The following is a 21,248-nucleotide window of genomic DNA, read 5'->3' as shown; positions in this document are numbered from 1 at the left end:
ATTAGCGTTGGATTAAACATCTACATCACTTTTAAAGATAAGTTAAAAAACACTCCCATTTAATAACTGATTATTTTTGCTAATTAGATTAATAATTAGTGCGTCGCACTGTGCTTTTTTACTTAATAAAAAAACGTTTTTGAATGAAAGGAAAGAACATAAGTATCGGCAATATTTTTCATTAGTTTGCCAGTCTGTAAATAATATTTAGTGAATAAAATGGTACAAATCAAGTTACCAAACGTATAAATTGCTCACGAATCACCGTGACCCCCATTGCAGGGTAGATAATTAATTTGCAATGGTTTGAAAAAAAGGAAATGAATATGGTTGAACACATCACAGGCATGCTTGCACTGATCGGTGTACTGTCACTTTTGTGTCAATGGATCGGGTGGAAATTACGTTTACCTGCAATTCTCCCACTATTATTATGTGGTTTATTATTAGGGCCAGCACTTGGCATTTTGGATCCTGATGCTATTTTTGGGGATTTATTATTCCCGATTATTTCATTAGGTGTTGCTGTTATCCTCTTTGAAGGCGCACTCACACTTAACTTTAAAGAAATTAAAGAGCATGGCCGAATGGTCACGCACTTAGTCACCATCGGTGCTTTTATCACTTGGGCTTGTATAGCACCCGCGGCTCATTATATTTTAGGCTTTGATTGGTCAATTGCGATGCTGTTTGGCGCTCTAGTAGTGGTAACAGGGCCAACGGTTATTGTACCTATGTTGCGTACCGTACAACCAAAGTCTAATTTAGCCAGTATTTTACGTTGGGAAGGGATTGTTATTGACCCTATTGGCGCCCTACTTGCAGTTTTAGTCTTTGAATATATTGCTGTAACAGCGGACCCTACCTCTCATGTTTTATCTGCATTGGGATATACGTTATTACTGGGCTTTGGTTTAGGCGCTGCTGCGGGTTATTTAACTGGGTTATCGATTCGTAAAAACTTATTTCCACACTATTTACGTAATACTGCGGTATTAACCATTATGTTGGGCGTTTTTGTAGGCTCTAATATCTACCAAGAAGAGTCTGGATTATTAACTGTGACTGTAATGGGTATTTGGCTAGCAAACATGCGTGGCGTTGATATTGCGGATATTTTAGAGTTTAAAGAAACATTAACCGTGTTATTAATTTCAGCACTGTTTATTCTACTTGCTGCACGGCTTGATTCTAGCGCCATGTTAGACCTAGGTTTTGGCGGATTAGGCGTGCTGCTGGTGGTGATGTTTGTTGCTCGTCCACTCAGTATTTGGATTTCTGGTCTTGGTACTAATGTTTCTTCAAAGGATAAGTGGTTCCTCAGCTGGGTTGCACCGCGTGGTATTGTTGCCGCAGCGATTTCATCACTATTTGCGATTAAATTAGAAACGGTTGGCCTTGAAGGTGCAAGCTCTATTGTGCCGCTAGTATTTTTAATTATTATTGGCACCGTGGTTATTCAAAGTTTAACTGCCGGCCCATGGGCAAAATTTTTAGGAGTGAAACAAGGTGCGAATGAAGGTTTACTGATGTTTGGTGCCTCTAAATTCTCACGCGAACTTGCGACGATTTTAATTTCTAAAAATGTGAAAGTGCTATTAGCAGACAATAACTGGGATAGCATTCGTAAAGCTCGTATGGAAAATATTCCCGTTTATTTTGGTAACCCTGCTTCAGAACATGCGACCAACTATATGGATTTAAGCGGTATAGGTCGTGTATTAGTGATGTCACCTTACCGTCAATTAAACCCATTAGTTTCCTTTCACTTCCAAGATTTACTTGGTTCAGAGAAAGTTTATGGCTTGAACAATGCTGACAGTGCCAGCGCACGCCATCAATTATCAGAGTCATATCTAAAACGATTGAGCTTATTTGGAGAGAATATTTCCTACGCTAAGATTGCTAGTATCATGGCAAGAGGCGGTATTCTAAAGGTGACTAACATCACTGAAAACTTTACCTTTGAGCGTTTTAAAAGACGTTACGGCGACTCGGCTATGCCATTAGTATACCTAACTAAAGATGGCGAAATTAAGATTGTTTCTAATGAAACGGATGCTGATTATCCAGTGGGTATTGAGTTGATTAGTTTATTGCCTCAAGAAGCGCAGGATCTAGCAGTAATTCAACGTGCTGTAGATGAAGAAGCAGAGCGTGAAGCCAAAGCACAGGCTAAAGCTACAGCAAAAGCAGAAGCAGAAGCACGTGCGGAAGAACGCGCTATTCGAGAAGCAGAAGAGGCAGATCAACGTGCCCTTGAAAAAGCACGACGCCAGGAGCAGGCTTCAATTGAACAAGCGAAAAAAGCTGAGCAAGAAGAGTCTAATCGTTCAGAATCCGATGACGCAGAAACACAGGATACTGATGAAAAGGAAACACAGGCAACTTCTAAGTCAGCCTAACACTCTTTACTCCTGACTATAAACAAGGTCACACTGTGCAGTGTGACCTTTTAATAATACCAATCACATTAATTAGCTAATCTATTTTACTTGTTAAAACAACTTATTATTTCGCTGTAATTTCCATAAATATAACAATCACTTAGCTAAATTTACGCCTTGAACTAAGTCATTTTTTCCTACGCAAAATTTAGATCTCTTATTTAATATAATCGGTATAATCAACCCCCTTAAAACACTCAAATTTACCAAAGATTGTTACTTATCCAATAGTTATAACATCCAATTTTTATCGAATACTTCTTAAACAACCACTAAAGGTTCCGGCCTAGCAAAATAATAACCTTGTGCATAATCAACACCTAATGCGGTTAATGCTTCAACCAGCCTAAAGTCTTCAACAAACTCAGCAATAACTTCTTGTTTTGCTGCTTTGCCTATCTCGCAAATCGATTTAACAGCGGTAAAATCGATTGGGTTGGTGAGCATATTAGCCACAATCGCACCATCTATTTTAATCTTATCCGTCGGTAATTGTTTGATATAAGCATAGGAAGAATGGCCACTACCAAAGTCATCCAGGGAAAACTGACAACCTAACGCTTTAATGTTACTCATAAATAATCGAGCACGATTGATATTTTTAATAGCGGCCGTTTCAGTGATTTCAAAGCATATTTTGTTAGCGGGTATTTGGCTCTGTGTCAGTTTATTAATAATAAAGGTTTCTAACTCATTATCAGTTAAAGAGTGGCCAGATAAGTTAATCGCAATTGTTTTAATCGACTTAAGCTCCTCAGCACGAACCATAAAATGGTCGCATACAGCATTAATCACCCAACGATCTATTTTACCGGTGAGTTGATAACGCTCAGCAACGGGTAAAAAAGAAGCAGGACTCAACAATTTTCCATCGTTGCCTAACATTCTTAATAATATTTCAAAGACTTTACCTACTTTTTGTTGCTGTAGCGGCACAATATCTTGTTTGTATAATATAAATAAATTGTTATTTAATGCATGGTTTAAGTAGTGCACAGACAATAATTTCTGCTTATTATCAGCGAAAACTTGATCGCAAGTATCGTATAAATAAACAGAGTTCCTTCCAGCATTTTTTGCTAAGCCACAGGCAATATCGGCCGAATTTAATAACTCAGTAGCACTACTGTCATTGATTTGAGGAGCGATACCAATGCTGGCACTTAATTGAAAATTTTCATCTTGCCAGTGATACGTTAACTGGTTGATACTTTGTTTAATCTGTTCAGCAATTTCAAGTGCTTTATCTACAGGGCAGCGATTAATCAAAATAGCAAACTCATCACCGCCTAATCTTGCCACCGTATCGTAGTTGCGCACTTTTTGTTTTAATATACGAGCCACATCAACTAAGACTTGATCACCTACCGCATGTCCGCACGTATCGTTAATGGTTTTAAAATAATCTAAATCGATAAAACATAAAAACCGATTATCTTCATTTATCGTTGATGGTCTCTTTTTATGGTCAATAGCAGCATTTAAATTACGCTCAAAAGCACGACGATTATAAAGTTCAGTCAATGGGTCATGTGATGCTTGATGCCATAATGTTTGTGTTAATAACTTGAAATCATTACTTAATTCAGTGATCTCGGTAGGCGCATCATCGCTAACTTGAAAATCATTACCAGCGAGAGCATTGTGTGAAGAAGCAATCAACGTGTTTAACGGATTACAAATTTTTCTATTTGCCCACCACCAGGTAGCGATTATTAAAAATAAAAATATTCCACGAGCAATCCAACTAGCATTGCTTATAAAGTGTTTTTCTTGTTCTAACGACAATGCATCTTGAGTAATAATCTGATTGGTTTCAGACATCATAAACTGAATGCTTTTAACCAACGATAAACTAACAGTATCATAGTCAGGTAATAGCTTTTGCAAATGTGCAATTAAGGCTTTTTCGGGTAATTTACCGATTGTGTCGAGATATGAATTAATTTTTTTGAGGGCAATAATGGTTTGTTTTATCTCTGCATTAAGTGCAGGGGAAAGGTTTGCATCTTGTATTTTTGACAATTCAGTACTGATGTAATCGCCCATATTTTTTGCACCAAAGATCAGGTAAGTATTGCCAGAGGCAATGACCAAATCCGTAGAGACTAAAAATTGCGACGTGCTATTTTCAATGCGTTCGAAATCTTTTGCTCGTAAAAGACTTTGTGTATGTTTACTGGCTAATATTTGAACATGATTGAAGTGGTACCCCAAGACTTGCTCTAACGTGTAACCACCGAGTAAACAGGCGAACACAAGTATAGCTAAATAGCTTCTTATTCTCATTCAATACCTTTAATTAGTGTGTACACTCAATTAGCTGTATTTTCATTTATTCTGATTCGCTTTTCAATTTTTATACCAATATTTTCAATTATTTACATTAACTATAGTACTTACTTAGACTAGTTTTTTCATTCACTTTGCGTATTGCTTTCATTTATTTATGACCTGCCATTACTTTTTCTTCAGGCTAACTACCTTCAATTTTTTTAATATCTCTGGCCCAACTTATATCGGTAATTGCTAACGTTTTTAATCCAGATCGTAATACTAACAAAGCGAGAGTTGGAGATTTTTTAAATGTCTTTTTCCCAATTTCAGACAGTGTCTCACCATTAGCTGACAGTAATGACTTTAGTTCGTTAAAACTTTTATTTTGAAGCTGTTTATTAATACTTGCTACAACTATATCGTTACATTCAGGGCTTCTACAACGTTGAAAATAGAAACCTTTTAAGCTTCTATCTAAGTTGATACCCCAGGCAATTTCAACTAACCCCCATTTAGCCCATTCTGATCGAGCTTGTAAAAAACCAGCATGTTGCCCCTCTTTATAAAGAACGTACAAGGTATGTTTACTGACTTCACTTTGATGAATAGTAAAAGGCAACTTTTCTTTAACCGCTAATCTATCTTGCTCTGTAACAGTCGTGACGATGGAACGATATTGGTATCCGTCTTTATAGAGTATTTGCATTGCAGACACAGGGTCTCTTAAGGAACAAAAAGCTGCATAAGCAGAAGAGTTCATTAATACCTGTGTCGCCATTAAGACGATTAATGTAAAAAGTTTACGCTGTTTCATATTATTTGGGTTAATGCCTTATCGTTTAATGTCTTTTTGTTTAATATTTTAACGCTTAAAACTATGTGACACTACATTCTATACCTTAGCTGCACACTTAAAATAGGTTCAATGCTCTGATTTTTCATTTCTTTTAGTTTATGCTTGTATTGTGCACTAACATCGAAACCATGATCATTCACCCACTCCACGCCAGCTACCCAATGACTTGCAGAACTACTTTCACTACTCACGTTATGATCTATTTCTGCACGTTGATAACGCAACTGAGTATAGATAGAGAGGTTTTCTTTGGGAGTACGCCACAACACCTCAGCAAAACCATTGGCGACATTATTACCTGCTTTTTTACCAACAGAGGATTCCGCCATAAACCGCCATTGGTAATAATAATAAGAAAGATCTAAGGCCACTTTTTTCTGCTCAATAACGCCATTAGCCGCTAATATGTCGCCGCTTAACCATGATAAGCCTGTTACTATATTTTTAGTACTGAGTGTTCCAATTCGACCAGAAAATAAGTGTGAGTCATCGTTATTATTAATTTCAGCACCTGAACCTTGCGTTAGTGCAACCTCATATTCAAAACGAGGCATGATGCCATTAATCGATAACCCCCAGTCAGCTTTTATACCTCGTTCTATAGCAGTTAATTGACGTAGCGTGCCATTGGTATCGATTTGATATTCGAGCCCAAAAGGTACTTCAAAATGCCCTAATCTAATATTAAACTTGCCTTGATTTAAAGCAGTATAGTTAAAGTTTGCGATACGCCATGTGAGCTTTGTAGCGTTACCATCATCAAAAATGAAAGGAGGGTTGTTAACATTATTCAATTTTACAACATACGGTTGCAGTATTAATGTGCCGATATCTCCAGTATCGCTACTAAATACTTTATGTATATCAATACCTAATACATGCATAAAAGCATGATTTTGAGTATCTAGGTTACTGCTAACACGCGAAGACATATCAATGGATACTCGACTATTTTCTCCTAAAAATGCCGCCTCGGCCATATTTGTAAATACAAAAAGAGGCAAAGATAATAAACAACTGGTACTGAATACTGTCCATGTTGGGTAACTTTTTTTCATAACACGATAACCCTTATTCGAGTTAAGACTGGAAAATCCATTTTCATAAATATAGTTAGTTGCTTAGCTACCTAGCTATTTAGCCACTTAATAACTAAATTGCAGTAAATTTGAATGGAAAATTAATCACTTACTAACAGGCAAAATTAATAAATAGATTTAACCATCCTCAACTCTCTATTTAGGTATTTATTGTAGTATAAGAAGGACAATACAGCGATTTATCAACAAGTGATAACCCCTTGCTTTTAATTACCGCACTATTATGGCACTAAACGTCTAATAAATGGCAGCTTAACTAACAACATAGTCAATAATAATGATGCCGCTAAAGTCAAAAAGGTAAGCATTGGGATCGCAATCCAGTTACTTTGAAATACTTGATAAAACCCACTATTTAAATCACGTATAGGGATCAATACTAAAGGGTGAACTAAGTAAATACCCAAACTATAGGTTGAAATAAGGGTGACTAAAGCGCGTAAACGCCCTTGTATTTTGTGCGCATAAGTTTGCGCTAATACAAATAACATACCACCAATAATAGCAGTATTAATGGTCTTATAACCCATAAATAATGAACTGTACGCTTGTTTTTCGGTAGCGACATACCAAGTACCAAAAAAGTTGAGTAAAAGCATTAAACTACCCGCTGTTATCCAATATTTTAAGTGATCACGATTATCCCTATTAAAGAGATACCAACCTAAAACAAGGTATCCACTATATAACACCAAGTTTTGCTGTAAAAAGTCCCCTATTTTTAACCAATGCATGAACAATAAAATAGCCCAGCATGATAAGGCTAATTTAATATGATCGTCCGAGGCTTGTTTAAGTAAAGGTAGCAAAAAAGGAATAACAAAATAAAGAGGAATAAAATCGTAAAAAAACCAAAGGTGGTACCAAACAGGCTCTGTCAACGAGCTTCCTAATGTCTCGGTTGCAATATTACTCGACCACTCTCCTGTAAAAATACCGTCAACCATATAACCGCTAACTAAAGCAAAGATGATAGTCCAACCAACAAATGGCACAACAACTTTACTGACACGCTTAATCAGGTAAGGCCCCCATTTGAATGATTCTTGCGATGATGCGTCTTGGGATAATGATTTTGATGGCAATTTTGGGGGGGATAACGGTTTGGGTGATAATGCCTTTGATGATAACGTTTTTGATGATAACAATAACGCCCCACTGATCATCATAAATACAGGAACAGCCCAGCGCGTTAGGCTGTTAAGTCCAGCGGCGGCTAACCAATCACTGCCAGGAATTTCACCATATAAATAACGAAAAGGGCCAAGCACATGGATCATAATAACCGCAATGGCGGCAATGAAACGTAAGAAATCGATATAGAAAATAGACTGACGTGCTGCTGTCATGGTATTCACCCGCACCTTATTAACAAAAATAAACAAACAAAATAAATAAACAAACCAAATGAAGAAAGAAAAGTAACGTTAATGAAATTGAACATCCATATTGACCATTACGCTTACAACGACCTGAAATATTAACTTAATGAGCTTTAAGTGACTGAGTTTTAAGAGTATCACGCATCCATTATCCAACACTGAGGTTAAATACGCTTTTTATCCCATTCTCATCATCTAACATGCCGCCAATTACCCGCTAGACATTTAACGACACTCAACAAGACAATTAACAAGACAATCAGTTCCAAATGTACCAGCACCTTTGCATAAATACGTTTGCAACTAACACTTTTATTAGCAGCATCTACCTCACAGTAAATATTGCGGAAAAGATAAAAAACATGATAATGGTCACATACTCCACCCCACAAACCCGCAGTGCTTAATATCGCTTAATTAATTGAATATGCCAACGGTGCAAATTTAGTTTGTATTAGGCAATTTAGAGGCAACTGTCTTGAAAAACACCGTTGCCTACAAGGATTTTCAATGATTAAGACTAACTCTTTTCTATATTTACCATTTGCCGTGTTGCCATTTTTAATAACAGAGGCCTATGCAGAGGATTATGTACAAGGAAATAATCAACAGTTTGATAAGCCGTTAACTCGCATTGATTTCCAATCTAGCAAATTACCTTTAGCTGAAAAAAATGCACTGCAGCCAATCCCACAATACTTTCATGACACGCCCATAAGTGAAGACATATTAGAGACAAAATTAACGGATCAAACGCTATTAAATAAAGAATTAGGGGCTGAGTTAGAAAACAACTTAAATCAAGATGGGCAAGGCAATCAAACAATCAGCAGCGCAGCGTTGAGTAAATACGAAGAAACACACTACCAACCTGCTTTTACTAACTCTGCTTGGGAACAGTTTGAGGTTGAACAGGATTTTTACGATACCCCATATCAAGTGTCTTTATTTTCTCCACAACATGGTGAAGATGGAGAGCGACTTTGGTCACAAACTACTTCTATCTTTTATTATGGATTAGGCGTAGTCGGCGTATTAGCCGCATTACCTGAATCAGTGACAAATTGGGATAGTGATAACGACCAAAGCATCGCTGAAAAGTGGCTAGAAAATGTTAAAGAAGGCCCAGTATGGGACCGTGATGATGCTATTTTAAATTATGTTATGCACCCTTATTTTGGCGGCGTTTATTATCAGTCTGCACGTAAATCAGGCTATAGACAGTGGGATTCATTTTTATACTCAGCATTAATGTCTACTGTATTTTGGGAATATGGTGTTGAAGCATTCGCAGAAACGCCTTCAATGCAAGATTTAGTGGTAACGCCGGTATTAGGATGGGTTTACGGTGAATGGGCTTTTAATACAGAGCGCGAGATTTGGGCTGGCGGCGGCACAGTTTGGGGCAGTGAATACTTAGGTAATACCGCTTTATTTTTATTAGATCCGGTTGACTCTTTAGGTCGAAATGTAAATCGCTTATTTGGTAGAGACTTAATCAAAGCCGGTACAGGTTATGTCAAAATATCAGAGCAAAGTACGCCCGGCGGTTTACAAACGGACAAACAAGTCATGTTTGAAATAAATTACTTGTTTGGTGATGACAGTAGCTTAGCGCAACCGGGTATCAGTGGTAAACGTAAGCTAGGTGAGCGTTACTCATTTGCCAATGCAAAAGACCCTGTTGATGTCGGCATTATTGGTTTAAGTGTTGGGACAGGTTATCTTAACTTTGACCGAAAACGTGGCCAGTTAAATAACAAATATGCGCAGATATCCTTAGGTTTATACTTCTCAAAACGCTTTTCAACGCGTTTAAATTATTCTTCTTCTAAGCTATTAAAAGAAGTCATCGAGCAATATAGCGCTTATGAAACCTTTAGTGTTGATGGTCAATATTATTTCAATACGGACTCTAATTTACGCCCTTACATTACAGCAGGCATCGGTGAAGAAATTTGGGACGAAGATAATGACAGTTATAATTTGCAACTTAACGCAGGCGTCGGCCTTCATTACCGTTTAAATGCCAAATGGGCATTACAGGCTGACCTTGTTAATTATTATACAACTGATGAAGAGAGCCACCATCAGCAACTAATAGGCAAAGTCGTGTATCGATTTGGTGCAGGAGAAATAATGTAACTTTATCTAAAGAAAATGATAAAAGCATATAATAGAGAACAAAGCCCACTAATAAAGAATCCCAATGATAAGGTTTGTCACTGGGATTTTTTAATCATCATATTAATTTAACCACTTAGAGTAAAGTCAATCTAATCTTTGATTACATCAACTAATGAGTCAGCAAGATGTTGAACTTGCTCCTGTTTTAAACCTGCAAGATTAATTCTGCCATTCAACATGCCATATATTGCATGTTTTTCACGTAATACAATCATCTGCTCTGCTGTTAAAGGCAATAAAGAAAACATGCCTTTTTGCCTTGTTACCGCTTGGAAAGAGTCGGGAGCCCCCATTTCAGCCAATAACTTGCCTAATGCATTACGCAAGTTATTAATACGCTCTCTACATACAGCTAACTCAGCCAACCAAGGCTTAGGATCTGAAAATAATAACGATGCAATAGCAGAGCCATGGTTAGGTGGCATAGAATAATTGATACGTGTAATACGTTCTAATAGCATACGTATTTTTGTATGCTGAGAATTATCTTTTGCGACCACCATTGCGACGCCTGCACGCTCGCAATATAGGCCCATATTCTTTGAGCAACTTGCTGCAACTAAGACCAGATCAACTTGATCAACAAACAGTCTTAAACCCGCTGCATCTTGATCAGGGCCATCGCCAAAACCTTGATAAGCAATATCAATAAAAGGAATTATTTTTTTCGCTTTGCAGAAATCAATAAATTGTTGCCACTGTTGTAATGAAGGGTCAACGCCAGAAGGGTTATGACAACTTGCATGTAATAATAAAATATCCCCTTCTTTTGCGTTTTCTAAATCTTTAAAGCAAGTTTCTATGTCCAATAGCCCCCCTTTGTGCTGCCAGCGAAAGGGTTTAACCGTTAAACCTGCACCTTCCATAATAGGACGATGGTTTAAATAACCGGGGTCAGTATTCCAAATCACTGCATTGGGGGAAAGTGTTTTAATAAAATCAGCAATGACTCGCAATGCGCCAGAGCCACCAACTGTTTGAATAGTGCATTGGTCAGAAAAGTGCGCACCATCGCCCAATAAAAACTTCGCCATATGATCATTAAACTCAAGGTTACCGGCCAACATTTTATAAGATTTTGATTGTGCAGCGGTTGCTAGTTTAAGTTCAGCTTTTTGTACTTGCTGCATAACAGGTGTTTTACCTGTTTCATCACGGTAAACGCCCACCAGCATATCTATCTTGTGATTTCGTTGGTCTGCATTAAATTGGTGTAACAATGCCCACAGGGGATCACCTTGAACGCTAGGTAAGTTTTCTAACATAGTTGAATACCTTAAATAAAATTAAACACGATTTGATAAAATAACACCTGTTATGGTCAGGCTAATACCACACAAAATAGCAATTGATAAAGGCTCATCAAAAATAGGCACAGCTAACAGCGAGGTTATACCGGGTGATAAAGCGCCTATTATAGATGACTTAGCCGAGCCTAATTGACTCACTGCATAGGAAAAACCAATAGTTGCAACGATGCCAACACCAATACCTTGTACTAATAAAAATGGCATCGCCTGTTGCAGTGAGAAAGAGCCCCAATTACTTGCTACAGTACCAGACAAGACTAAAAACAGCATAATAAAGAATGAAAAATAAGAAACAATAATGGCCACGGTAAGAGCACTCAAGCCAGCTCGTTTAAGCCCTAACGTATAAGTGGACCATAGCAAACTAGCGCACAATAAAAATCCAATACCCGTGAATACTTCTAGCGACAATTGATCCGCTAATCCAGCGACCATAATAAGCACTCCTATTAATATAAGAGAAAGCATAAATAATCGTTGCTTAGTAATAACCTGTTTATAAAAAACCATAGAAAGTATTGCCACAAAAAAAGGCGGAGTGCCGGTCAGTATTGTTGCAACATAGGCAGTAGGGACTATTTTTGCGCCCAAGGAAGCTAAAAAGAGGAAAGGTATTCCGCCTAATAAAATAAGCAAAAAGTCTGATATTCTCACTTTTTTAATCACTGCAAGATGCTTAATAAACCAGGGAGCCAATAAAACTAATGGTACAGAGAAACGGATCAACGCAACATCTGCGATAGCAAGAGGTGATGCGCCAATATTACGTACCGTCAACGAGAAGCCAGACCAAATTAATAGCACCACTAGCATAGCTAAATAACCATAAGTTAATGGCGATATAGCACTATCACTGACTTTATTGGCCTGCAGCAGTTGTAACTTGTTCATTCAATAACTTCCTATTCATTAAATTATTAAGTAATATTATTAATCAAAATAGGCGCTCTTATTCGGCGAATAACCTCCTTCAAACAAGATTGTTAACTTATTACATCAATAATAACTATATTTACGCTTTAATAAGCCAAGGAAAATCATGGATAAAATAGATCGTCACATACTTGAAGTACTACAAAATGAAGGACGCATATCAATAGCAGATCTCGCTGATCAAGTTGGTTTGTCACCTTCCCCCTGTGCTCGACGTTTAAAACGTTTAGAAGACGAAGGTTATATTGAAGACTACCAAGCGAACTTAAATAAAGATCGCATTGGCATCACCATGACTTTTTTTGTAGAAGTGAGCCTCAACAGACATCAAGAAGAGACAATTGAAGTCTTTGAATCTGCATTGCTTGATATGGATGAAGTGATTAATGCGCATATCGTATCTGGTCGTTACGATTATCTATTAGAGGTAGTTAGCAAGAACTTAGCAGGCTATGAAGCTTTCACTAATAAGCTACATAGAATTAAAAGTGTTAAAGATATCCATACACATTTAGCAGTAAGAAAAATAGCTGATAAACGGGCTTTACCGATTTATGTTTAAACCTATTCCTGTTTAAACCTAGTGATGGTGTTAACAATAGCCTGAAAAAGGCTATTTATTAAATAAGTTTGCTGTTGTTCGGTAAAAGGACAATGATTTGAGATTATTAAAGCAAAATAAGCAGCTTAAAAGTAACGCTCAACAATAAAATAATGAGTGTTGGCAACTTTAGAATCAAACATAACGGTGTAATAAAGCAAATAACTGTTGTTTACGATGATCACTACAAAAGCTAGCCACAATGCTATTTTCGACTAACTTTCTGGCTTGATCTTGATTCATATCCAGCGAAGTCGCTAATGCTTCGAAATTCTCCGTCATATACCCACCGAAATACGAAGGGTCATCTGAATTAACCGTCACACAAACCCCTAGCTTCAATAAATCTAAAATCGTATGTTCACTCATGTCTGTAAATATTTTTAATTTTGTATTCGATAACGGACATACTGTTAATGGCATTTGACTTTCTTTTAAGTAGTCAATCAACTTAGGATCCTGAATAGCATTCACGCCATGGTCAATGCGTGCCACCTTAAGATCGTTAATGGCCGTCCAAATATATTCAGCAGGGCCTTCTTCACCCGCATGTGCAACCGTTAATAAACCTAATTGACGGGCTTTAGCAAATACACGGCTAAATTTCTCAGGCGGATGCCCTTTCTCAGAGCTATCTAACCCCACCGCTTTGATCTTATTTAAATATGGTTCAGCTAGTGTAAGTGTTGAAAAAGCCTCCTCCTCACTTAGATGACGTAGAAAACACATAACCAATTCACTACTAATTCCTAGTTGCTTTTCTGCATCTTCAAGCGCACCAGTTATACCGTCAATCACAGTGCTAAAAGCAATACCACGTTCTGTATGTGTTTGTGGGTCAAAGAAAGGCTCTACGTGATAAACATTCTGTTCTTTACATTTTAGCAAATAAGCCCAAGTCAAATCATAGAAATCCTGTTCAGTGACTAACACTTTTGCAGCTTGGTAATAGATATCCAAAAAATCTTGAAGTTTTGTGAATTGAAATGCTTTTTTAACCGCGTTGACATTTTCATAGGGCAACTTAATATGGTTACGCACCGCTAAATCGAACAACATCTGCGGCTCTAAGCTACCCTCTAAATGTAAATGTAACTCAACTTTTGGCAGTTGAGATAACCAACTTAATGGACTAGAGCAATGATCTGAGTTTAATTTTGAATGTAGCATAATATTCTCTTTGTTTAGATACCTGTTAAGCATAGCGAATTTTCCGACATAAAAAACTTAAGCAGCTTATATTCTTAGAATAAATAGATAAAAATTCATTACAGTAATTAATGCTTGTTTTGTATAACTTAACCATTATCATCGTTGCAATGAACGTCCCTCCAAGATTTACTGTAAAAGACTAATAAGAAACTTAGCAACACTTAAGGAATTATCATGTATAAATTTTTTGAAAGTTTGGTGCCTGCGCTAAACGATCAAGAACCAACCCAGCCGCCAAATACACTCGTTGCTTTTTGTATGCACTATACAAAAGGTTATAAAACGGCGCTTTTTTTTATGACCTTACTAACGGCTGCTTTAGCCATATTAGAAGTGTCTTTATTTGGCTTCATGGGACAACTCGTCGACTGGTTAATCACTAAAAACCCTGAGACACTATTAGTGGATGAAGGACAAAAGTTATTCCTCATGTCCTTAATGGTCTTGGTGTTAATTCCTATCTTAACTATCTTACATTCCTTGATTGTACATCAAGTTTTGTTAGGTAATTACCCGATGTCGATCCGCTGGTTTGCTCATCGCTATTTATTAAAGCAAAGCGTGTCTTTCTATCAAGATGATTTTGCTGGGCGAATCGCCACCAAAGTAATGCAAACAGCACTTGCCGTACGTGAAACGGTAATGAAACTGCTAAATGTTATGGTTTATGTTTTAGTGTACTTTATTTCAATGCTGGTGATGATTGCACAAGCCGATTACCGGTTGGCAATTCCAATGTTGGTATGGATGGTTATTTATATCTGCATACAGTATTACTTTATTCCACGTCTAAGAAAAGTAGCAACAGAACAAGCAGATGCACGTTCAACCATGACGGGACGAATTGTTGATAGTTACACCAATATAGCAACGGTGAAACTATTTGCGCATACAGACTCTGAATCGGCTTATGCAAAACAAGGAATGAAAGGCTTTTTAGACACTGTTTATCGACAAATGCGTTTGGCGACAGGCATTAATGTCAGTGTGCAAATTTCTAATTATGTATTAGCCTTTGCTATCACCGCTTTGTCTATCTCACTATGGATGCAAAGTGCTATTTCAGTGGGCGCTATCGCTATCGCGATCAGTTTAGCACTCCGCTTAAACGGCATGTCACAGTGGATCATGTGGGAGTTTAGTGCTTTATTTGAAAACATAGGCACAGTGACTGACGGCATGAATACCTTGGCGAAGCCAAATATTATCGAAGATAAAAAAGATGCTAAACCATTAGTGGTGAGTGAAGGTAACCTCTACTTTAAGCAAATGAGTTTCCATTATGGTGAGAATAAAGGGGTCATTGAGAACCTTGATCTTAATATCAAACCTGGCGAAAAAATAGGGCTTGTAGGCCGTTCGGGCTCAGGTAAATCGACATTGGTGAACCTGTTATTACGCTTTTATGATGTTGAAAAAGGCCAGATCATTATTGATGGCCAGGATATTAAAGATGTTCAGCAAGAAAGTTTGCGCCTTCAAATTGGCTTGGTGACACAGGATACATCTTTATTACATCGCTCCATTCGCGAAAATATTCTTTATGGTCGCCCCGATGCAACGGAAGAAGAGCTATTGAAAGCGACTAAACAAGCACAGGCACATGAGTTTATCTCTACCCTAACCGATAGTGAAGGCAATACCGGTTACGATGCACAAGTCGGGGAACGAGGAGTAAAACTGTCAGGCGGTCAGCGCCAACGTATTGCTATCTCACGCGTATTATTAAAGGATGCCCCTATTTTGGTATTGGACGAAGCGACCTCAGCATTGGATTCTGAAGTAGAAGCCGCGATCCAAGAAAGCTTATATGAGCTAATGCAGGGTAAGACAGTTATAGCTATTGCGCATCGTTTATCAACAATCGCCGCGATGGACCGCCTAATAGTGTTAGATAAAGGTAGCATTATTGAACAAGGCAGCCACCAGAAATTAATTGAGCAAAAAGGTGTTTATGCACAACTATGGGCACATCAAACAGGTGGTTTTTTAGGATGTGATTAATCACTTCATTGATTACTAACTTCATGACTAATTACTTCATCGATTAATATAACCGGCATAATTAACGAGCATATACCTACCTAATTTAAGGCGGCTCGTTTCCCGTTATCAACCAAAATAGACCTTGATTGATAACGGATCTCTCAGTTACTTCCAGCCCTGTAACCAACATTCTGAATCTTGTAGATCACGCCAACTAATTTCTGCCTCACGATGAGAAATAATCGCTTCTAATAAACAAAAAATAACATTGCCCTGCTCATCAAAATCAACATCGGTGATCAAAAAGTGCTTTTCTTTGTTGAGTGGTTTAACGGCAGTCCATTTACTATTAAGCAATTTTTGTGGGTTAATTTTATTAATGGGAAACTCCTTCTCAGTAAAGGTAACAGTCTATTACTTCGACCTAGCACAACCTAAAATCAAATAAACTCAATAAATAAAGTCGCTATTAAAAATAGCAGCACCTTGAGCTTAAAATAAAACACAGGAAAAGAGAAGCAACAACAAACAAGGAAACAAAAATAGATAGAAAGCAAAATAGAAAAAGAATAATACCAATTTCATTAAGTGTACGAGCAATTTTTGGCAAAGGAAAATGCATCAATTTAAGGCAGAAATTGCGCCAAATGATTGCTCTCATTACAAAATCCCTAACGCAGAAGAGATCTATTTTAACCAACAGAATGATCAGCTATTTGATGGAATTAAGATAAAGCGCAGTGATGCAAAAAGGCTACTGATTATCAACAATAGCCTTTAAGTCTTAATGATTAATGATTAATGCTGATAGCTTTTTTCCCACAGCTTAAATAAGTAAATAACAGAAAATGTTAAACACATATATAACAAACCAGCTGCTAAATAAGCTTCAAAAGGCGCATAATAACGTGCATTAACAACACGAGCAGCACCGGTAATATCAACAATCGTCACCACACCTGCAATCGCACTGCCGTGTATCATAAAGATAATTTCGTTACTGTAAGCCGGTAAAGCACGACGTAATGAATTAGGTAAAGTAATACGCTTAAGTGTTTGCCAGCGACTCATACCATAAGCTTTAGCGGCTTCTAACTCACCAAGCGGCATTGTTCCTATCACACCACGTACAATCTCAGCAGTGTAAGCCCCTGTATTTAATGAAAAAGCGAGTAGCGCACAGAACCAAGCTTCTTGAAAGTAATACCACATCCAACTTTCACGTATCGCATCAAATTGCGCCACACCATAATAAATTAAGAATAATTGTACCAACAATGGCGAACCACGAAAGAAGTACATATAAGCCCAAATAGGCCCTTTGATTAACCAATTTTGATGGCTACGCAAAACACCCGCAGGTATCGCGATCAAAAGCCCTATCAATAATGATAGCGCAACTAGCCAAGTTGTTGTCCACAAACCTTGTAAGTAAAATTCGTATTCATTAACAATGATTGAAAAGTCCATACTTACCTCGTTTGTATACTGTATTTACGCTCGGCCCACTTCAAGACAGTGGTAGAAACAGCAGTGTAAAATAGGAAGATCAGCGCCACCACAAGATAAAAAGTGAAGGGTTTTTGAGTTGATCCAGAAGCATCGCCTGCAATTTTAACCATATCTTGCAAACCGATGATCGACACTAATGCCGTTGTTTTTAATAATACTAACCAGTTATTGCCCAAACCAGGCAACGCATGGCGCATCATTTGCGGGAACATGACCCGTGAAAAGCGTTTATATTTATTCATACCATAAGCAGTAGCGGCTTCTAACTGGCCTTTGTCTACAGATAAGATAGCGCCACGGAAAGTTTCGGCCATGTACGCACCAAAAATAAAACCGATGGTCACAATACCTGCAATATAAGGGCTGATATCAATATAATCTGGTAAATAAGCCGTCCATTCATGATCTGGATAATAACCGGTCACGACTTCATTAAACCATTCATTAAGGTTATAGCTCGTATCATTGATCAACACTTGCCCACCAAAGAAAATAATCAACATTAAGATCAGATCAGGAATACCACGAATGATGGTCGTGTATAGTGTTGCAATACTGGTTAATATAATGGAATGTGAGAGCTTGGCTAATGCTGCTATCAATCCTAAGAAAACAGCCAATACGAGAGATAACAAGGCCACTTGCAGTGTTAACCATGCCCCCTCTAGAAAAATATCTTGGTAACCGTATAAAGAAAACATATCAACTTCTTTTTATTTAATCCCAATTAGCTAATAACTTAATTAATAGCATTGGCATAACAAAAAAGGATGAGACAACATATAAAAGGTTGTACGTCATCCTTTTCATTTTTAACGCTAAAGGTTAAAAAAAATAACCGTGATAACGTTTATTCTTGACCGTATACATCAAAAGAGAAGTATTTATCTTGAATCGTTTTGTAAGTACCGTTAGCACGAATTGCCGCAATCGCTTTGTTTAATTGCTCAACTAAATCTTTATTTTGTTTACGCACGGCAATACCTGCACCGTAACCAAACCATTTAGGATCATTTAGTTTAGGACCAACAAACTCAAACTTGTCGCCACCTTTCTTTGCTAATAAACCTTCAGAAATAGAAGCAGAGTCAGCGATAACATAGTCAAGGCGGCCCGCTTTTAAATCTAGGTATGCTTCGTCAAATGTACCGTAACGTTTGATTTTTGCAGAAGGAAAGTTATCAGAGATGTATAAATCCATTGTTGTTGCACGTTGAACACCAATGTTTTTACCTTTCATGAACGCTTCAGTCGCTTCAAATTCAGCCCCTTTAACGGCTGCAAAACGTGCTGGAATGTGTTGGTATTTATTAGTGAAAGCCACTTGCTTCAAACGCTCTTCAGTAATATCCATTGTCGCAATAATTGCGTCAAATTTACGCGCTTTAAGCGCTGGAATAATGCCATCCCAATCTTGTTTCACTAGCGTACATTTAGCACCTAATTCATCACATAACGCATTCGCGATATCGATATCAAATCCACTTACACTCCCGTCTTCTTCTGTTTTACTAAATGGAGGGTATGCACCTTCAACACCGATACGTATTTCTTTCCATTCTTTTGCTTGTGCCGAATTAAATGCAAAAGCAAATAATGCGATTAGTAGGCTAATTTTTTTCATTGTATTTCCTTATATTATGATAGATAGCTGTTTTAAAAATTTTTACTGAATTGATTTACAATATTATCCGTTTAATAAAACGGTTGGTATACTCATTTAATAAACAGTAGAGATAAACTGCTTAAAACGTTCCGATGTAGGATTCTGAAAAATATCTTCAGGCTTCCCTTGTTCTTCCACCAAGCCTTGGTGTAAAAATAATACTTTATTTGATACGTCTCGTGCAAAAGCCATTTCATGTGTTACCACTAACATGGTGCGACCTTCTTCGGCTAAATCACGCATAACAGTTAACACTTCACCGACTAATTCAGGATCAAGTGCAGAAGTCGGTTCATCAAATAACATTACTTCTGGTTCAACTGCTAACGCACGCGCAATAGCAACACGTTGTTGTTGCCCACCAGAAAGCTGTCCTGGGTAATAATCTTTACGTTCGTATAAGCCAACACGTTGTAATAAAGCTTCTGCTTTTACAATGGCTTCTTTTTTAGGCACCCCAAGTACATGCACAGGCGCTTCGATGACATTTTCAATTACCGACAAATGCGACCAAAGATTAAAACTTTGGAAAACCATCGCTAAACGACTGCGAATACGTTCAACTTGTTTGATGGATGCGGGAATAGCACCACGCTTTTTATCCATCTTCATTTTAATTAATTCACCATTAACCAAAATATCCCCTGACGTCGGGGTTTCGAGTAAATTAACACAACGTAATAACGTACTTTTTCCAGAGCCAGATGCACCAAGAATAGAGATCACATCACCTTGATGAGCTTCTAAGTCAATACCTTTTAATACTTGATTATCCGCGAAGGATTTATGTAGGTTTCTAATCGAGAGAGTAGGTGCTGTCATTGCTAATATTCATTATTGGTAGTTGGATTCATTATTTATTGTACCTATTTTGGAGAATAAATTAAAAAATTAATGCAAACCTTTACTCTGCATCAATTTTTTAAGTTGTACAATATAATAATTCCGTTTTTATTTTCTAAAAACATGCCAAAATTACGCATTAACGCCCTTAAATTGACGTAAAACAAGTGCTAGGCCAAACTTTCACATATTCCTTTACAAAAAAGTCGAGCATGTTATCGTGCGCGCGATCCCAATTTCTTACAAATTATACAAAAAGGTACATGAAGTGTCACAATCAATTAATTACGCTAATCCTGCCCCATTAGGCCTAATGGGCTTTGGCATGACAACAGTTTTACTAAATATTCACAATGCTGGTTTCTTTCCAATCAGTGCCATGATCCTAGCAATGGGTTTATGTTACGGTGGTATTGCACAGATCATCGCGGGTATTTTAGAGTTCAAAAAAGGTAATACTTTTGGATTAACCGCTTTCACATCATACGGTTTTTTCTGGATCAGCTTAGTCGCACTTCTATTATTTCCTCAATTAGGTAATGAAGGCGTAACACAAGCAACACCGCATGCATTTATGGCTTGGTACCTAGTAATGTGGGGCATGTTTACTGCTTTTATGTTTGTAGGTACTTTACGTGGTAACCGTGTTTTACAATTTATCTTTGGTAGCTTAACGGTTTTATTCTTCCTATTAGCTATCCGTGATTTCACAGGTTCTGAGTTAATAGGCCGTATTGCTGGTTATGAAGGCATTATTTGTGGTTTAAGTGCGATCTACCTAGCAATGGCAGAAGTGATCAACGAGCAATATGGTCGTACCGTTTTACCTATTGGTGAACGATAACTGCGATTGCTTTTAAAGCGGTAACTAGATTTAAATATAACTAGCTTTAAAACGACAACAAACTTTAAAGCTAGCATCAATAAACCGAGCCA

Annotated in this window: 18 protein-coding genes; 6 read left to right on the top strand and 12 right to left on the bottom strand. The window is 37.5% G+C overall.

Annotated elements, in window-relative coordinates; all coding sequences use genetic code 11:
• The first annotated feature begins 326 nt into the window (after nt 1–326).
• Complete coding sequence (locus H592_RS0107680; RefSeq protein WP_028868259.1) at nt 327–2,405, top strand: cation:proton antiporter; 2,079 nt, start codon at nt 327–329, stop codon at nt 2,403–2,405.
• A gap of 303 nt (nt 2,406–2,708) precedes the next feature.
• Here the strand turns inward: H592_RS0107680 and H592_RS0107675 are convergent, their stop codons facing one another.
• The 4 genes from H592_RS0107675 to H592_RS0107660 form a co-directional block, all read right to left on the bottom strand.
• Entirely contained in the window at nt 2,709–4,736 is a 2,028-nt protein-coding gene (locus H592_RS0107675) for a putative bifunctional diguanylate cyclase/phosphodiesterase (protein ID WP_028868258.1), read from the bottom strand.
• A 187-nt stretch (nt 4,737–4,923) separates the two neighbouring features.
• Entirely contained in the window at nt 4,924–5,538 is a 615-nt protein-coding gene (locus H592_RS0107670; RefSeq protein WP_037071254.1) for a hypothetical protein, read from the bottom strand.
• A gap of 71 nt (nt 5,539–5,609) precedes the next feature.
• The gene (locus H592_RS0107665) at nt 5,610–6,638 is read right to left on the bottom strand and encodes a hypothetical protein (RefSeq protein ID WP_028868256.1); all 1,029 of its coding nucleotides are present in this window, start codon (nt 6,636–6,638) and stop codon (nt 5,610–5,612) included.
• Between the two features lie 263 nt (nt 6,639–6,901).
• Nucleotides 6,902–8,029: an acyltransferase gene (locus H592_RS0107660; RefSeq protein ID WP_028868255.1), complete on the bottom strand. Its 1,128-nt coding sequence runs from the start codon at nt 8,027–8,029 to the stop codon at nt 6,902–6,904.
• Between the two features lie 543 nt (nt 8,030–8,572).
• Between H592_RS0107660 and H592_RS21750 the strand changes: the two genes are divergently transcribed.
• Nucleotides 8,573–10,207 (top strand): DUF3943 domain-containing protein, encoded by a 1,635-nt coding sequence (locus H592_RS21750; protein WP_084296229.1) that lies wholly within the window; start codon nt 8,573–8,575, stop codon nt 10,205–10,207.
• A gap of 131 nt (nt 10,208–10,338) precedes the next feature.
• Here H592_RS21750 and H592_RS0107650 read toward each other — a convergent pair whose 3' ends face one another.
• Together H592_RS0107650 and H592_RS0107645 are read right to left on the bottom strand one after the other, a co-directional pair.
• The gene (locus tag H592_RS0107650) at nt 10,339–11,514 is read right to left on the bottom strand and encodes an amino acid aminotransferase (RefSeq protein WP_028868254.1); all 1,176 of its coding nucleotides are present in this window, start codon (nt 11,512–11,514) and stop codon (nt 10,339–10,341) included.
• A 21-nt stretch (nt 11,515–11,535) separates the two neighbouring features.
• The gene (locus H592_RS0107645) at nt 11,536–12,450 is read right to left on the bottom strand and encodes a DMT family transporter (protein WP_028868253.1); all 915 of its coding nucleotides are present in this window, start codon (nt 12,448–12,450) and stop codon (nt 11,536–11,538) included.
• 148 nt (nt 12,451–12,598) lie between these two features.
• On the opposite strand from H592_RS0107645, the gene H592_RS0107640 reads away from it, so the two are divergent.
• Entirely contained in the window at nt 12,599–13,054 is a 456-nt protein-coding gene (locus tag H592_RS0107640) for an Lrp/AsnC family transcriptional regulator (protein WP_028868252.1), read from the top strand.
• Nucleotides 13,055–13,228: 174 nt separating this feature from the next.
• Here H592_RS0107640 and H592_RS0107635 read toward each other — a convergent pair whose 3' ends face one another.
• On the bottom strand, nt 13,229–14,263 hold the full coding sequence (locus H592_RS0107635) for an adenosine deaminase (protein ID WP_051369077.1): 1,035 nt from the start codon (nt 14,261–14,263) through the stop codon (nt 13,229–13,231).
• A 216-nt stretch (nt 14,264–14,479) separates the two neighbouring features.
• Between H592_RS0107635 and H592_RS0107630 the strand changes: the two genes are divergently transcribed.
• On the top strand, nt 14,480–16,309 hold the full coding sequence (locus tag H592_RS0107630) for an ABC transporter ATP-binding protein (RefSeq protein WP_028868250.1): 1,830 nt from the start codon (nt 14,480–14,482) through the stop codon (nt 16,307–16,309).
• Nucleotides 16,310–16,456: 147 nt separating this feature from the next.
• On the opposite strand, the gene H592_RS0107625 is transcribed toward H592_RS0107630, so the two are convergent.
• Nucleotides 16,457–16,672 (bottom strand): TIGR02450 family Trp-rich protein, encoded by a 216-nt coding sequence (locus H592_RS0107625; RefSeq protein WP_028868249.1) that lies wholly within the window; start codon nt 16,670–16,672, stop codon nt 16,457–16,459.
• 235 nt (nt 16,673–16,907) lie between these two features.
• Between H592_RS0107625 and H592_RS23900 the strand changes: the two genes are divergently transcribed.
• A complete protein-coding gene (locus H592_RS23900; protein WP_156916090.1) occupies nt 16,908–17,072 on the top strand; it encodes a hypothetical protein in 165 nt (54 codons plus the stop codon).
• A 17-nt stretch (nt 17,073–17,089) separates the two neighbouring features.
• On the opposite strand, the gene H592_RS0107615 is transcribed toward H592_RS23900, so the two are convergent.
• From H592_RS0107615 to H592_RS0107600, 4 genes are all read right to left on the bottom strand, one after another.
• Complete coding sequence (locus H592_RS0107615) at nt 17,090–17,761, bottom strand: ABC transporter permease (protein WP_028868248.1); 672 nt, start codon at nt 17,759–17,761, stop codon at nt 17,090–17,092.
• 2 nt (nt 17,762–17,763) lie between these two features.
• Nucleotides 17,764–18,504 carry an ABC transporter permease gene (locus H592_RS0107610; protein ID WP_028868247.1) on the bottom strand — a complete coding sequence of 247 codons (741 nt, stop codon included), beginning with the start codon at nt 18,502–18,504 and terminating at the stop codon, nt 17,764–17,766.
• Between the two features lie 149 nt (nt 18,505–18,653).
• Nucleotides 18,654–19,427 carry an ABC transporter substrate-binding protein gene (locus H592_RS0107605; protein WP_028868246.1) on the bottom strand — a complete coding sequence of 258 codons (774 nt, stop codon included), beginning with the start codon at nt 19,425–19,427 and terminating at the stop codon, nt 18,654–18,656.
• Between the two features lie 96 nt (nt 19,428–19,523).
• Nucleotides 19,524–20,291: an ABC transporter ATP-binding protein gene (locus H592_RS0107600; protein WP_028868245.1), complete on the bottom strand. Its 768-nt coding sequence runs from the start codon at nt 20,289–20,291 to the stop codon at nt 19,524–19,526.
• A gap of 289 nt (nt 20,292–20,580) precedes the next feature.
• Here H592_RS0107600 and H592_RS0107595 point away from each other — a divergent pair, with 289 nt between their 5' ends.
• Nucleotides 20,581–21,156: an acetate uptake transporter gene (locus H592_RS0107595; RefSeq protein WP_028868244.1), complete on the top strand. Its 576-nt coding sequence runs from the start codon at nt 20,581–20,583 to the stop codon at nt 21,154–21,156.
• Nucleotides 21,157–21,248 lie beyond the last annotated feature (92 nt).

Origin of the sequence: Psychromonas arctica DSM 14288, from assembly GCF_000482725.1 — a bacterium.
GTDB lineage: Bacteria > Pseudomonadota > Gammaproteobacteria > Enterobacterales > Psychromonadaceae > Psychromonas > Psychromonas arctica.
This window is presented reverse-complemented; position numbering and strand designations above follow the sequence as displayed.

Excerpts from the sequence above, each read along its gene's own strand:
- H592_RS0107675 (WP_028868258.1), bottom strand. The coding sequence starts at position 4,736 with ATGAGAATAAGAAGCTATTTAGCTATACTTGTGTTCGCCTGTTTACTC.
- H592_RS23900 (WP_156916090.1), top strand. The coding sequence starts at position 16,908 with ATGCATCAATTTAAGGCAGAAATTGCGCCAAATGATTGCTCTCATTAC.
- H592_RS0107680 (WP_028868259.1), top strand. The coding sequence starts at position 327 with ATGGTTGAACACATCACAGGCATGCTTGCACTGATCGGTGTACTGTCA.
- H592_RS0107610 (WP_028868247.1), bottom strand. The coding sequence starts at position 18,504 with ATGTTTTCTTTATACGGTTACCAAGATATTTTTCTAGAGGGGGCATGG.
- H592_RS0107640 (WP_028868252.1), top strand. The coding sequence starts at position 12,599 with ATGGATAAAATAGATCGTCACATACTTGAAGTACTACAAAATGAAGGA.
- H592_RS0107650 (WP_028868254.1), bottom strand. The coding sequence starts at position 11,514 with ATGTTAGAAAACTTACCTAGCGTTCAAGGTGATCCCCTGTGGGCATTG.
- H592_RS0107630 (WP_028868250.1), top strand. The coding sequence starts at position 14,480 with ATGTATAAATTTTTTGAAAGTTTGGTGCCTGCGCTAAACGATCAAGAA.
- H592_RS0107665 (WP_028868256.1), bottom strand. The coding sequence starts at position 6,638 with ATGAAAAAAAGTTACCCAACATGGACAGTATTCAGTACCAGTTGTTTA.
- H592_RS21750 (WP_084296229.1), top strand. The coding sequence starts at position 8,573 with ATGATTAAGACTAACTCTTTTCTATATTTACCATTTGCCGTGTTGCCA.
- H592_RS0107670 (WP_037071254.1), bottom strand. The coding sequence starts at position 5,538 with ATGAAACAGCGTAAACTTTTTACATTAATCGTCTTAATGGCGACACAG.
- H592_RS0107615 (WP_028868248.1), bottom strand. The coding sequence starts at position 17,761 with ATGGACTTTTCAATCATTGTTAATGAATACGAATTTTACTTACAAGGT.
- H592_RS0107660 (WP_028868255.1), bottom strand. The coding sequence starts at position 8,029 with ATGACAGCAGCACGTCAGTCTATTTTCTATATCGATTTCTTACGTTTC.
- H592_RS0107635 (WP_051369077.1), bottom strand. The coding sequence starts at position 14,263 with ATGCTACATTCAAAATTAAACTCAGATCATTGCTCTAGTCCATTAAGT.
- H592_RS0107600 (WP_028868245.1), bottom strand. The coding sequence starts at position 20,291 with ATGACAGCACCTACTCTCTCGATTAGAAACCTACATAAATCCTTCGCG.
- H592_RS0107605 (WP_028868246.1), bottom strand. The coding sequence starts at position 19,427 with ATGAAAAAAATTAGCCTACTAATCGCATTATTTGCTTTTGCATTTAAT.
- H592_RS0107645 (WP_028868253.1), bottom strand. The coding sequence starts at position 12,450 with ATGAACAAGTTACAACTGCTGCAGGCCAATAAAGTCAGTGATAGTGCT.